11 protein-coding genes are annotated in these 13795 nt (G+C 40.7%); 7 read left to right on the top strand and 4 right to left on the bottom strand.

Annotation, left to right across the window (positions count from 1 at the left end; translation table 11 throughout):
• Positions 1-145: 145 nt before the first annotated feature.
• The 4 genes from ABIS04_RS14945 to ABIS04_RS14960 all read left to right on the top strand — a co-directional run bounded on the left by ABIS04_RS14945 (position 146) and on the right by ABIS04_RS14960 (position 5006).
• The gene (locus tag ABIS04_RS14945; RefSeq protein ID WP_350431556.1) at positions 146-1411 is read left to right on the top strand and encodes an Nramp family divalent metal transporter; all 1266 of its coding nucleotides are present in this window, start codon (positions 146-148) and stop codon (positions 1409-1411) included.
• Positions 1408-2487 carry a serine hydrolase domain-containing protein gene (locus tag ABIS04_RS14950; RefSeq protein WP_350431557.1) on the top strand — a complete coding sequence of 360 codons (1080 nt, stop codon included), beginning with the start codon at positions 1408-1410 and terminating at the stop codon, positions 2485-2487. Before ABIS04_RS14945 ends, ABIS04_RS14950 begins: the two co-directional genes overlap by 4 nt.
• Positions 2488-2570: 83 nt before the next feature.
• Positions 2571-3035, top strand: coding sequence for a DUF1456 family protein (locus ABIS04_RS14955; protein WP_137225960.1), 465 nt, complete (start codon positions 2571-2573; stop codon positions 3033-3035).
• Positions 3036-3317: 282 nt separating this feature from the next.
• Positions 3318-5006: an NAD-dependent malic enzyme gene (locus ABIS04_RS14960; RefSeq protein WP_350431558.1), complete on the top strand. Its 1689-nt coding sequence runs from the start codon at positions 3318-3320 to the stop codon at positions 5004-5006.
• Between the two features lie 168 nt (positions 5007-5174).
• Here ABIS04_RS14960 and ABIS04_RS14965 read toward each other — a convergent pair whose 3' ends face one another.
• Positions 5175-5609 (bottom strand): DUF3069 domain-containing protein, encoded by a 435-nt coding sequence (locus ABIS04_RS14965; protein WP_350431559.1) that lies wholly within the window; start codon positions 5607-5609, stop codon positions 5175-5177.
• Positions 5610-6144: 535 nt separating this feature from the next.
• On the opposite strand from ABIS04_RS14965, the gene ABIS04_RS14970 reads away from it, so the two are divergent.
• On the top strand, positions 6145-8007 hold the full coding sequence (locus ABIS04_RS14970) for a diguanylate cyclase (RefSeq protein ID WP_350431560.1): 1863 nt from the start codon (positions 6145-6147) through the stop codon (positions 8005-8007).
• A 139-nt stretch (positions 8008-8146) separates the two neighbouring features.
• Complete coding sequence (queG, locus tag ABIS04_RS14975; protein WP_350433450.1) at positions 8147-9277, top strand: tRNA epoxyqueuosine(34) reductase QueG; 1131 nt, start codon at positions 8147-8149, stop codon at positions 9275-9277.
• Positions 9278-9291: 14 nt separating this feature from the next.
• Here queG and ABIS04_RS14980 read toward each other — a convergent pair whose 3' ends face one another.
• Both ABIS04_RS14980 and metE read right to left on the bottom strand, forming a co-directional pair.
• Entirely contained in the window at positions 9292-9504 is a 213-nt protein-coding gene (locus ABIS04_RS14980; protein ID WP_350431561.1) for a dodecin, read from the bottom strand.
• A 163-nt stretch (positions 9505-9667) separates the two neighbouring features.
• On the bottom strand, positions 9668-11959 hold the full coding sequence (gene metE, locus ABIS04_RS14985) for a 5-methyltetrahydropteroyltriglutamate--homocysteine S-methyltransferase (protein WP_350431562.1): 2292 nt from the start codon (positions 11957-11959) through the stop codon (positions 9668-9670).
• Positions 11960-12114: 155 nt separating this feature from the next.
• Between metE and ABIS04_RS14990 the strand changes: the two genes are divergently transcribed.
• On the top strand, positions 12115-13020 hold the full coding sequence (locus ABIS04_RS14990; RefSeq protein ID WP_350431563.1) for a LysR family transcriptional regulator: 906 nt from the start codon (positions 12115-12117) through the stop codon (positions 13018-13020).
• On the opposite strand, the gene ABIS04_RS14995 is transcribed toward ABIS04_RS14990, so the two are convergent.
• Positions 13000-13740 (bottom strand): HDOD domain-containing protein, encoded by a 741-nt coding sequence (locus ABIS04_RS14995; protein ID WP_350433451.1) that lies wholly within the window; start codon positions 13738-13740, stop codon positions 13000-13002. The genes ABIS04_RS14990 and ABIS04_RS14995 overlap by 21 nt on opposite strands.
• Positions 13741-13795 lie beyond the last annotated feature (55 nt).

Consider the following 13795-nt stretch of genomic DNA (forward strand, 5'->3'; position numbering starts at 1 on the left):
GTAACAAGATTACCGCCTACTACTTTCTTGGATTCTAATATACCCATCCAAGTTAATTCAAAATTTAACAATGTCAATACAAAACAACAACAAAAGTACAACTAAATACTTAGCCAAGAATAAATAATTAAAAAAGTGAATTTACATGCTTAATCAACAAACTGCCCCCGTATTACCGTGGTTCTCTCGAGTCTCTGCCCTATTTAAAGCCACAGGACCGGGAATATTAATGGCCGCTGCTGCGATTGGCGCTTCTCACTTAGTGGCCTCTACCCGTGCTGGTGCTGAATTTGGTTGGCAACTGGCGTGGCTCATTTTATTAGTCAATATCGTTAAATATCCTTTTTTCGCCGCCGGCGCTCGCTACACAGCTGCAACGGATGAAAGCTTACTGCACGGCTATCACAAGCAAGGTCGCGGGTATTTAATGCTGTTTACAGGGCTCAATGTTATTGCTGCCATTGCCAGCACGGCTGGGGTATGTATGTTAACGGCTGCCATGTTGACGCAATTTATTCCGTTGTCTATTGATGTATTAGCTCTCATTGTTCTGGTCAGTTCTCTAGCATTACTCATTTTCGGACACTATAAGTTGCTTGATAAAATGACCAAAATTATCATGTTGGCTCTCACACTAACCACCTTAACCGCCGTGGTATTGGCGTTTAATCTTCATAGCGGATTTGGTTCACCAGAAGTAAGCGAGTCCCCTTGGCAATGGGCATATGTAGGTTTTTTGGTCGCTATGATGGGCTGGATGCCCGCTCCGATAGAGGTCAGTACTTGGAACTCACTATGGTTAATAGAAAAACGTAAAACCCAAACGGTAACGGCCAAGCAGGCTATTTTTGATTTTAATTTAGGCTATGTCACCACAGCATTACTGGCGATGGTATTTTTAGCACTGGGTGCATTAGTGATGCATGGCAGTGGCGAGCAATTTTCAAATTCTGGGGCAGTATTTGCTTCACAATTGATCACCCTTTATAGCCAAGTCATGGGCAACGAAAGCCGTTATTTAATTGGGGTTGTCGCATTTTTATGTATATTCAGCACCACAGTCACAGTGATAGATGGCTACAGTCGCACACTCGATATGGGCTGGAAATTATTGTCCAACAACACGTCACCACGTAGCTATTTAACTCAAGTTATGTTGGCTGTGAGTGCACTTGGTTTATTACTTATTCTATTTTTTAAAGGCGCTTTATTACCGCTGCTTGAGTTTGTAATGATCCTTGCCTTTATGACCACAATTATTTTTGCATGGCTTAACTTCCGTTTAATGACCAGTAACACTTTGGCTGAAAAACATCGTTATGGCCGTGTTATGGTGGGCTTGTCGTGGATTGGTTTAGTGTATTTAGTCGGCTTCGCTATCTTGTTTATTTATTGGTATCTCACTAAATGATCACATCACAATTATTTAGCCGCTTCACTATCTTACAAAAAACTGGCTTCCAAAAATTCGGCTGTATGTTAATTGTATTATGCGTAGCCTCAATATCATTTCAACTCAGTGCGTTTGAATTAACAGCGGTTGATGTGCAAACCATCATAGATAATGATTCGAGACCTTTTAACGGTAGAATTATCATTAGCGACACTGATACCCGCTATGTTAATTACCAAGCAGGTACCGACATCGCACCCGACAGCATATTTATGATTGGGTCTATTTCTAAAACGGTCACCGCCACCCTCGTATTACAGGCGGTGGACCAGAAGAAATTAGCGTTAACCGATAGCATCACAGATCACCTTGATATCATCCCTGATAACCCCGTCATGATAAGCCAGCTGTTAAATCACACCTCTGGGATAACAACACCGAAATCTCCGAGTCTTAATGCTGGGTCTCAATTTATACCTGCCAGCCAGTTTAGTTACTCAAACTATGGCTATAAATTACTTGGCGATATATTGGCTCAGGTTTACAAACAACCCTATGTGCAATTAGTTAATCAGTTTACCGAAAAGAATCAACTTGATATCCATGCTGGTACAGGTTCAATTGCACAGCTTCACGACAAGCAAACACGCTTAGTGAATGGTTATACCGAGCAACAACAGCAGCGCACGCAATTGACTGACTTTACAGTAAACAATGACTTTATTGCATTTGGCGGTATGCAGGCCAGTAGTGATGGTGTGGTGGAGTTTGTAAACGGTTTACATCAAGGCCAATTTTTATCTGCCGCAAGCTATCAAGCCATGACCCATGCAAGTACAACTAGGCATCATCGTTGGGGAGATACAGGCTATGGTTATGGCTTGCAAATCAGCCAACAAGATGGCCTAGTAGAATACAGCCATTCGGGATATATCCCTGGGTACATCAGCTTAATGCTCTATTACCCGCAATCGCAATTAACCGTTGTGATATTAGAAAATACCTCGTGGGATTTGGATGATATCGATCGTGTTTTTGGTTTACACGACAAGATCCGCCAAGCAGTAAGAAAACAATTAACCACATACGAATAATCTGACGAATCAAAGATTTCTCGCTATAATAGCTTTTGTCAATTGACCTAAACCATTTAAGCGCATCCGCGCCAGAGAACCTTATGATTAACAATGATATTCTTCGCCGTATTCGTTTTGTGTTTGATTATTCAAATGCCAAAATGATTAACATTTTCAGTCAAGCAAATGTAGAAATGTCTTCAGAGCAAATTATAGCACTGTTGAAAAAAGAGGATGAAGAAGGTTATCAGGCATGTAACGACACCTTAATGTGTCAGTTTTTAGATGGTTTGATTATTAATAACCGTGGTTTAAAGCCTGGTGCAGAAGTGCCTACGCCTTTAAAGCAATTGACTAACAACCTTATGTTCAAAAAATTACGCGTTGCGCTTGAAATGCGTGAAGAAGATATCCTTGCCACATTAGCCTTAGCCGATTTTGCGATGACTAAATCTGAACTAGGAGCCTTGTTCCGTAGCCCGACTCATAAAAACTATAAGCCTTGTGGTGACCAAGTATTAAGAAACTTCGTAAAAGGTTTATCTATCAAACATCGCGGTAAGTAATATAAGTGTGAATATTGAGATAATATTTTATTAATGCGTAGTTTAGGCTGCGCATTTTTGTTTCTAACCTTGGGTATTTAAACCATATAATTTTATATTTAATTACACTATGAGCGAGATGCAAACCACCAAAAATGAGACATGAATTAAAATACCTGACAATAGTGTGATTTAACCCACTTAACAGACCACAAAAAAGATCATCCGTGATAATCTATAATGACAAAAAACCAGCCCTATTCTAATAACGATCTAACTGGATCTAACACATTAAGGTTCCCCATGGACGATAACAAACGCCCCCTCTATCTTCCTTTTGCCGGCCCAGCTATTCTAGAATCACCACTGCTTAATAAAGGCAGCGCATTTAGTGAAGAAGAACGAGTATTTTTCAACCTTGAAGGCCTCATTCCTTGGGTTATTGAAACCATCGATGAACAAGCTTCACGCGCATACGCACAATTTAAAAACTTCACCAATGATCTCGATAAGCACATTTATTTACGTAATATTCAAGATACTAACGAAACGTTATTTTATCGCTTAGTGCGCAACAATATTAGTGAAATGATGCCGATTATCTACACCCCTACTGTTGGTTTAGCGTGTGAACGCTTTTCTAAAAACTATCGTAGAAACCGTGGATTGTTCATTTCATATCCTAACAAAGATCGTGTTGATGATATTTTAAACAACTCTACGCGCCAAAAAGTCAAAGTGATTGTGGTCACTGACGGAGAACGTATTCTCGGATTAGGTGACCAAGGTATCGGCGGCATGGGGATCCCAATTGGTAAGCTATCGTTATACACTAGCTGTGGCGGGATCAGCCCAGCATATTGTCTTGCGGTGACCCTAGATGTCGGTACTGATAACCCTCATTTATTAGAAGATCCAATGTATATGGGCTGGCGTCATCAGCGGATTGGCGGTGAAGAATATACCGAATTTGTTGAAGCATTTATGCAAGCTGTTAGCCGTCGGTGGCCTGATGCACTGATTCAGTTTGAAGATTTTGCTCAAAAAAATGCCATGCCATTGCTTGAACGTTATAAAGATCAATACTGTAGTTTCAACGATGATATTCAAGGCACGGCAGCGGTAACGGTCGGTTCATTACTCGCAGCATGTAAAGCCGCAAACAGTAAACTAAGCAAACAACGCATCACCTTCTTAGGTGCTGGTAGTGCGGGTTGTGGAATTGCCGAAGCCATTGTGGCAACCATGGTGTCAGAAGGCATTAGCGATCAACAAGCGCGTTCGCAAGTATTCATGGTAGATCGTTGGGGATTACTACTCGATAATATGCCTAACTTGTTGCCTTTCCAGCAGAAACTGGCTCAGCCATGTGCCAATATCGAAGGATGGGACAACTACAGTGACAATATTTCGCTGCTAGACGTAATGAATAATGCCAAACCGACAGTACTCATTGGAGTATCTGGTGCACCAGGTTTATTCACTGAAGAAATTATCCGAGCAATGCACAGCCATTGCGAACGTCCGATTGTATTCCCATTATCGAATCCAACCAGTCGTGTTGAAGCAACACCTAAAGATATTTTACATTGGACCTCTGGCCAAGCATTAGTCGCAACAGGCAGTCCATTTGAACCTGTGGTCGTCAATGGCGAAACCTTTCAGATTGCTCAATGTAATAACAGCTTTATCTTCCCAGGTATCGGTTTAGGGGTATTATCTTGTGGCGCAAGGCGCGTGTCAGACGAAATGCTAATGGCATCTAGTCGTGCATTAGCAGAGTGCTCACCTTTAGGTAAAAATGGCACTGGTTCACTGCTTCCACCACTAGAAGAGATTCAAACCGTCAGTAAATATATTGCTTTTGCGGTTGCTAAAGCGGCTATTGATCAAGGTTTAGCCTTACCTTGTACCGATGAGTTACTCCAACAATCAATTGAGGCTAACTTCTGGGAACCTGAATATCGTCGCTACAAACGAACTTCGTTCTAAAGGTTCATCCGTTCGACTCAACGCGTTAATATTGTAAAGTGTTGATAGTGATGGAAGTAAAAATACTAATTGTAACGGTTACGTTTTTTGACCATAAAAAATCCCAATCTAGGTTGGGATTTTTTGTCTCTGTCAAACAACAAGCTTATTTCAAATGCACATATACACTTAAGCAGACATCACTTGTTTAAAGCTATTCAATAATGAACGATCAGTGCGAGCTTTTTTGAGCTTACGCAAACACTCTTTCAATGATTGCTCCGCTAAACGTCCAAATACGCCATCATACTCGTTATTATTCATCTCTTCTTCAGAGTCTGCACTGTCAGCAATCTCTTGAGCAACACGGCTTAATTGCATCCATGCATTAGCAATATAAAAGCCATGAAACTCTGCTTTAGTCATTAACTTTTGCGCACTGGCTGGCAATGCATCCCAAGCATGGGCGAACCCATTGGCTTTATCTTCAATAAGCTCTTTAAATAGGCCTTCATAGGCCTCTTGCAATGTTTCAGGCAGTATGTCCATTGGCAGCACTTTATTGGCTACGTTATACGAAATTTGTTTTGCTACCTCTAGGTACTGCGGGTCAACTTTTGTCATGATTCTCTCTCTACAATCTGCCACTCACTATACACGCCATATATGTCTAATGAGGTTATAGGAATAATACTAAGTCATACTTAAATGTTTAGACTAATGACTCGACTCAACACGTCGGCATTAGCCTATTGCCAAGCAATATTGATAATCATCTTCAATCAGTAAACTACCTGCCAATGCGATATCATGCATTATCAGATGTTTGTAAACACTGTTCTGCGCCATAAGTTCATAACACCGTCAGAATGTTAAATAACATTACTTGCGGCATTATTTACAGCATTGCCTTTATCCATTCAGGCGTCTTTATACTCGTGTAAATAACTGAATGCAAATCAGTCAATTTGGGCTGCAAAATAATAGACAATAATAATGAATAAGGTCACACACTTTATAAAACAAAAAATATCTTTTAAGTTCAATAAAAGGCTATAATTCCACCATATATTGTTTAAATATCAAGTCAGCGCTCTACAATAAATTTAAAAATAAAAAGTGAGAATAGGTAACTTTGCTAACATCAAATACATCCCACATGGCTCGTATTATTACATTATTTTTTACTATCGGATTCATCTGCATCGCATATGCCAATCCAATAGCTAACCCGCGTGCGGATGAAATTTATAAACTATTTGATAGTGGTCACTTTGTCTCTGATGAAGATAACCGCAAGTTACTCGACGAATATAAATCGACATTGTCGGCCGATGATATTGTTCGCCAAAAAATCTATATTCGATTGAATTGCTGGAGCTTACCGACTGATACCAGTGAAAAAATAAAAGCGGCAGTTGACTATGCAGATGAATACCTTCAGATATACAGCCAACCGACTCCGTCATCAATCTCTATAGATCTCCAATATTGCAAAGTTTGGTATCTCCATATGCAAGGAAAAAATGACAATATATTTACTGAACTTGATACCGCCATCGAGAGTGCATATCAGCTTGAAGACCTACGCTTAATTGCCGATGGCCGTAGTATTAGAGGTGCCATTTTATCATATTTAGGTAATTTTTCTGCCGCATTAGAAGATCTAATTACCGCACAAAATATGTATGAATCTCTTAACTTAACTTATTGGGCTAATGTTAATTTAGGTGAGATCGCGAGCAGCTACCGTCGCTTTGGAGATGCCGAAACAGCGCTTAAATATCAAATAAAACTCGAACAAAACTACCTAAAACACCAACAGTTCTATGAAGCGAACCAAACAAATGGTCAAATAGCACTTTCGTTAGAAAAACTTGAACGTTATGAAGAAGCGATACAACATAATAAAAAAAGCCGCGATTTTTGGTTAACACAAAATGAGCTTGTTGCAGCCGCAAATACATCAGTTAATATCGCAGGTAATTTAATCCGTTTAAATAGACTCAATGAAGCCGATACTATTCTTCAAACAACTAAACCTCTCATTACCCCTGATAACGATGGCAGTTATAGTTACATGAATTTGTTTTTAGCCCAGATTCACTTCAAGCAAGGTCACTATAACCAAGCAATAATAGACATTACTCACGCAGAAAAATCATTTAACGCCAATAATAATATCCGCGGACTCAATCAAACATTACAACTCAAAAGCAAAATATACCAAGCTTTACAACAATGGCAGCAGGCCTATGAGGCGCTGGAGTCTTTTGTAGAATCACATATATCCCAGGATAAAAAAGTCTTTTCAGAGCGTAATTCTGAGATGCAAATCCGATTTGACACCAACAAAATTCAAACTGAAAACAAATTACTGATCCAACGAAATGATGATAAAAAACAACAATTAGAAATATTACAACGCAATAAAGATATGCAAATCGTTATAATCACATTAGTCGCGATCATTTTGTTAATAGTGTCAATCTACGCTTATAAACAAGTCATAAGAAAACAACTATTTAGACGTTTAGCACTTACTGATGAACTTACAAAACTCGCCAATAGACGCTATACATATACTCAAGGAAACCATTTTTTAAAAGCAGCTCAGCAATCCGAAAAACCGTTCTCTATTATCTCCTTTGATGCTGACTACTTTAAACTGGTTAACGATACTTATGGTCACGATATGGGTGATAAGGTACTGGTAAAACTCGCCTCCATTAGCGCAAGCATGATGAGAGAAACCGATGTTGTTGGTCGTGTTGGTGGCGAAGAGTTTTTAATTTTGCTGCCTAATATCGACAAAACTAAAGCCATTGAAATCGCTAATCGGCTAGTCGATACCATAGATAAATATGATTGGTCACAAATTTCACCCAACTTACATCAAACCGTCAGCGCAGGTGTAACAAGCTATAGTAACGAAAAAGATCTATCACCGTTATTGCTAAAAGCCGATAAAGCGCTCTACTCTGCTAAAGCAGCTGGGCGAAATTGTGTTAAAGCCGAGTAAAACGCGTATAATTTCTGCGTGTTTACTCAATGATAATGTTATGACATCAACGACCGCAGTATTAACTCCAAATCCAATTCCTGATCGAGGAACCGATCTAACAAGCCAGCCATGTCCATTGACAGCGGCTCAACTTGATATGCTCAATAGACAAATCAAGTTGTGGGGTAAAGAACTTGGCTTTGCTCATATTGGTGTTGCAGATATCGACTTAAGCCAACACGAAGCAGGATTGCAAGACTGGTTAGATAACGGTTATCACGGTGAGATGGCTTACATGGCTAATCACGGAATGATGCGGGCTAGACCAGCTGAATTACACCCTGGCACATTAAGAGTTATTTGCGCACGTATGGATTACCTGCCACCCGATGCTGGCTTTGCCAGTAATTTAACCGATCCAACGCTTGGTTATATTTCTCGCTATGCTGGCGGACGTGATTACCACAAAATGATCCGTCAAAGGCTCAAAAAGCTTGGCGATAATATTACCGAACATTGTAAAACACTCGGATTCGATTCCACTGACTTTAGACCTTTTGTGGACTCAGCGCCTATTTTAGAACGTCCTTTAGCCGACAAAGCGGGATTAGGCTGGACCGGAAAACACTCGTTAATTTTACACCCAGATGCAGGAAGCTGGTTTTTCCTTGGCGAATTATTAATTAACTTACCTTTGCCGCTAGATATCCCGATTGAAGAAGGCTGCAATACGTGTGTTGCATGTATAAAATCATGCCCTACCGACGCAATAGTTGCACCTTATGTAGTCGATGCCAGACGGTGTATTTCTTATTTGACTATTGAGTTACAGGGTGCAATCCCTGAAGAGTTTCGATCACTAATAGGTAATCGTATTTATGGTTGTGATGACTGTCAGTTAGTGTGTCCTGTTAATGCTCAAGCACCACTGACTAAAGAGACCGATTTTCATACTCGTAGTGCGCTTATTCAACCCGATTTATTGACGCTATTTTCGTGGTCTGAAACTTATTTCCTCAGCCAAACTGAAGGCAGCGCCATTCGTCGAATTGGTCACAAACGTTGGTTACGTAATATCGCAATAGCATTAGGTAATGCCCCAGCTAATCCGGCTATTATTGAGGCTTTGGAGCAACGTAAGCACAGTGAAGAAGTGGATGACATGGTACTTGAACATATTGAATGGGCATTAGTGCAACAAATACAAAAAGCGCCACAGTCGGCGCTTTCACGTAAAACTCAACGAGTGATTAGATCAATACAAAAGGGCCTACCAAGAGATGCATAAACCTAGCGCTATTATTAAGCATCGGGATCCAAGGTAAAACCCACTTTAATGGTCACTTGCCAGTGAGCAATTAGGCCTTCTTCTAAGTGACCACGAGTTTCGATAACTTGAAACCAACGCAAATGTAGTAAACTTTTATTGGCTTCTGCAATCGCATTTTTGACCGCCTCATCTGAACTGATAGGTGATGACCCCACTAGTTCAATGACTTTATAAGTGTGACTCATAATAGCTCCTATTGTTTTTTTGAATACATTTCTAGTGTAGTAAACAATAGCGCAGTTCACCGCAAAATCACTGCGTAATAACGAGCAAAATGGAGTAGCAGAACTCAACCTAACTCAATTGAGTTCTGCAAGTTAATCGAGAGCAACCACACTTGCTCCAACATTAAAATCGACGTCTAAGCACTTTCGTTGCTTCAATCATATTACGCAGTGCGGGCTCTACCTCATCCCAGGTACGGGTTTTTAAACCACAATCAGGATTTACCCATAATTGTTTTACCGGAATCTTCTCCGATGCCTTAGTAATAAGGTCAACCATTTCTTCAACCGTTGGAATATTGGGCGAATGAATGTCGTATACCCCAGGACCAATGTCGTTCGGATAATGAAAGTCTTCAAAGGCATTCAATAACTCCATCCGTGAACGTGATGTTTCAATGGTAATCACATCGGCATCCATTGCTGCAATAGCATTGATAGTGTCATTAAATTCGCTATAACACATGTGAGTATGAATTTGAGTTGCATCTTCAACACCTGCCGCCGATAACTTAAAAGCATCAACAGCCCAGGCTAAATAATCCGCCCATTGGCTTTGTTTAATCGGCAAACCTTCACGAAATGCGGGTTCATCTATTTGAATAATCCCAATACCCGCTTTCTCTAAATCAACCACTTCGTCACGTACTGCTAACGCAAGTTGATTGGCAATATCTTTACGTGAAATATCTTCACGAGCGAACGACCAATGCAAAATGGTTACCGGACCCGTTAGCATGCCTTTAACAGGTTTGTCGGTTAAGCTTTGCGCATAGGTAGCCCAATCAACTGTCATGGGCTTAGGGCGAGACACATCCCCATAAATTAATGGAGGTTTAACACAGCGAGAACCATAACTTTGCACCCAACCAAATTGAGTAAACCCAACGCCCTCTAATTGTTCGCCAAAATACTCCACCATGTCATTACGTTCAGCTTCGCCGTGAACTAGCACGTCGATACCTAATTTAAGTTGACGAGAAATAGTGTCTTGAGTGACTTGTTCAAGCTGTAACCGGTAATCACTGTCATTGATTTCGCCTTTACGCCAGCGGTTGCGTAACCCTCGAATAGCGGGGGTTTGCGGAAATGAGCCTATGGTAGTCGTGGGTAACAATGGTAGCCCTAGCTTTTGCTGTTGGGCAATAATACGGCTGGCAAATGGACTGATACGTTCAAAATCATCAGCGGTTAACTGCGACACACGATCAACAACCTGTTGATTAGCTGCGGCAGCTTTTGCCAAGCGGCGTTGCTGGCAACGATCAATAATCGCTTGGCTAGTTGCAGAACCTTGCTCAACGATTAATTGGTGAATTTCATTAAGCTCAAATAACTTTTGTTTTGCAAAAGCTAATTGACCAAGCAATGGACTCATTAATTGGGTTTCAACCTCGACATCAACAGGACAATGCAACAATGAACATGAAGGTGAAATCCACAAACGATCACCTAACGTAGTCGCTAATTCGGATACTTGCTCAGCAATTACATCAACATCAGCAGCCCACACATTGCGGCCATTAATGACCCCAATAGAGAGCACTTGTTGGCGAGAAAGTGCATCAACAAACACATCACATTGTTCTGGCGCTGTTACTAAATCAAGGTGTAATCCCTCTACCGGTAATGCGCTCACCAATGCTTGATGATGGGCAATAGAACCATAATAACTGGCAAGTAAAATATTCAATGACGTAGGTTTTTTTTGCGCTAAAAATTGATAGCTGTGGTTAATGGCTTGCTGCCACTCGTCGGTTAAATCCGCTGCAAGTACCGGCTCGTCAAGTTGAACCCAGCTAACACCTTGGGCAGCAAAACGAGACAGTATTTGCTCATAAGCTAATAGTAACTGCGGTAATAACGATAACTTATTAAACTCAGTGAGGCTTTTAGATAAATATAAATAAGTTACTGGACCGAGCATTACTGGTTTAGCTTGATGGCCTAATTGTTGTGCCTCTGTCACTTCATCAAACAATTGCTCAAAGGCAATCTCGAATGTTTGTTCAGCGCTTAATTCTGGTACTTGATAATGGTAGTTAGTATTAAAAAACTTGGTCATTTCTGCCGCACAGGCATGTTGGCCAGTTTGCGATCGACCACGAGCCACGCGAAATAATGTGTCAATGTCGATAGCGGCTAGGCTGCCATCAGCTTGAGTGGCACGATGACGTTCGGGGATCGCATTTAACGTCGCGCTCAGGGTTAACACTTGGTCATAATAAGCAAAGTCACCTACGGGAACGAACTCAACGCCTGCGTCTGCTTGCCACTGCCAATGGGTACGTTTCAACTCACTGGCAACCTGTTTTAATTCCGATAATGCCGCTTCACCGCGCCAATAGCGCTCAAGTGCAAACTTCAATTCTCGCTGACGCCCTATACGGGGAAATCCTAAACTTGAAATTTTCATACTGCTTTCCTTTTCGTTGAGCAAAAAATTTATGGACATTTATGCAGAAAAACTGCATAGGCGTCTGGACGTCTAGAAGTTTATTGTGTTACTCTGTTGTCAAGCAATCGAATTGATTTCATCGGCTAGTTGAGCAAGATTCATGTGGAGAGAAAATGATAGAGCTTAGACACCTTCGCACCTTGATGGCGTTAAAAGAAAGTGGCAGTTTAGCGGGTGCGGCTAAAAAACGATTTGTAACTCAGTCGGCGCTTTCTCATCAAATAAAAGAGTTAGAGACTCGGATTAACTCAAGCATTTTTGTGCGTAAAAGTAAGCCGTTAACCTTTACGCATGAGGGGGCACGTCTGCTGAATCTAGCAGAAGAAATCTTACCCAAAGTGATTGCAACTGAATCAGATCTTAAGCGCGGCTTAGAGGGTGAAAGCCAGCAGCTTAAACTGGGTATTGAATGTCACAGTTGTTTCCGTTGGTTAATGCCCGTTATAGAGCAATTTAAGCAACACGCTCCGGCGGCCCAAATTGATATTTCAAGTCGACATTTATTTGATTCACTCAATGCGTTGGAAACGGGTAGTTTAGACATAGTACTAACATCAGACCCAGTACCAGGCCACAGCATTGCTTATCAACATCTATTTGATTTTGAAGTTAAATTAGTCGTTTCCAGTGATAGCACTTTAGCGGCACAAGCATTTGTAACACCAGCACAACTGGCAAAACAAACCTTAATTAGCTACCCAGTACCTTTAGCACGTTTGGACATTTATAAACACTTTTTAGAGCCTGCTGGCATTGAACCTGGCGAGCAAAAACAATGCGATTTAACCTCAATGTTATTACAGCGTGTTGCCTGTAATGACGGCGTAGCAACCCTGCCTACTTGGTCTATCCGAGAAAGTCAGGGATTAAGTCTTACCGCGGTAAAATTAGGAGCTGAAGGACTAAAACGTCCATTATTTGGTGCCTATCGCCGCGATGCCACTAATGCAAATTTAATCCAAAAGTGGTTCGAGCTGGTAGCAAGTGAAGGTATAAAACTACAACGGATTGATCAATAAACCCCGTTTAGATAACACGCGTCGAAGCACAAGTCCCGGTGAATCAGGATTTTGTGTTTGGCGTAAGTTATGTGCAATTAAAAACTCTTCGCGTAAATCATCATCTAATCCTAATGATTCAAAAGCCTCTAGTGATAACTGCTGCTGTTGTTTATCAATGAGTGATTTCAATACTTTTAACGATACTGGTCGTGGTAACTCAGCGTTTAAATAAGCAAATGCAGTTAACGTAATCACCTGGCCAAACACACTAAATAGCGCTAATGTTTGCATTTCGTCTGCATCAATTTTACTACTCGTATTGGTTGCGCTTTCTTCACGTATTAATGCTATGCAATCCATCGCAATGTTTTCATTTAATTCCCAATAACCTTGAACAAGTTTTTTATAAGGCTCAGAAAGCTCATCAAGCCTTTCTTTAAGATAAAACGAAAATGCATAACGATAAATATTCACTTGGCCTAAACGAATTAAGGCATCTTTAACACTTCGGCTTTTTGTCAATACGATGCCTGCGGCATGCGCAGTATTACTGCGTAATAACAAATGGGCTGCTAAAGCAGGATCTGCAGATACCGTATCAATAACAACTCGAATATTAGCTTCATTAATAAGGGCTTTCTTTAACGGAATTAATATCCCCCGACGACCAATGACCTGTTCTTCATTGCCAATAATAGCGTGTACCTGAGTAAGAACTTGTTGCTCAAGCTTAGTCATGTTCATCGATTACCTTCTTTAAAATATACCGTTAAATTAATTTAACGGTATATTA

It is taken from the genome of Shewanella sp. H8 (assembly GCF_040285065.1).
Lineage (GTDB): Bacteria > Pseudomonadota > Gammaproteobacteria > Enterobacterales > Shewanellaceae > Shewanella > Shewanella polaris.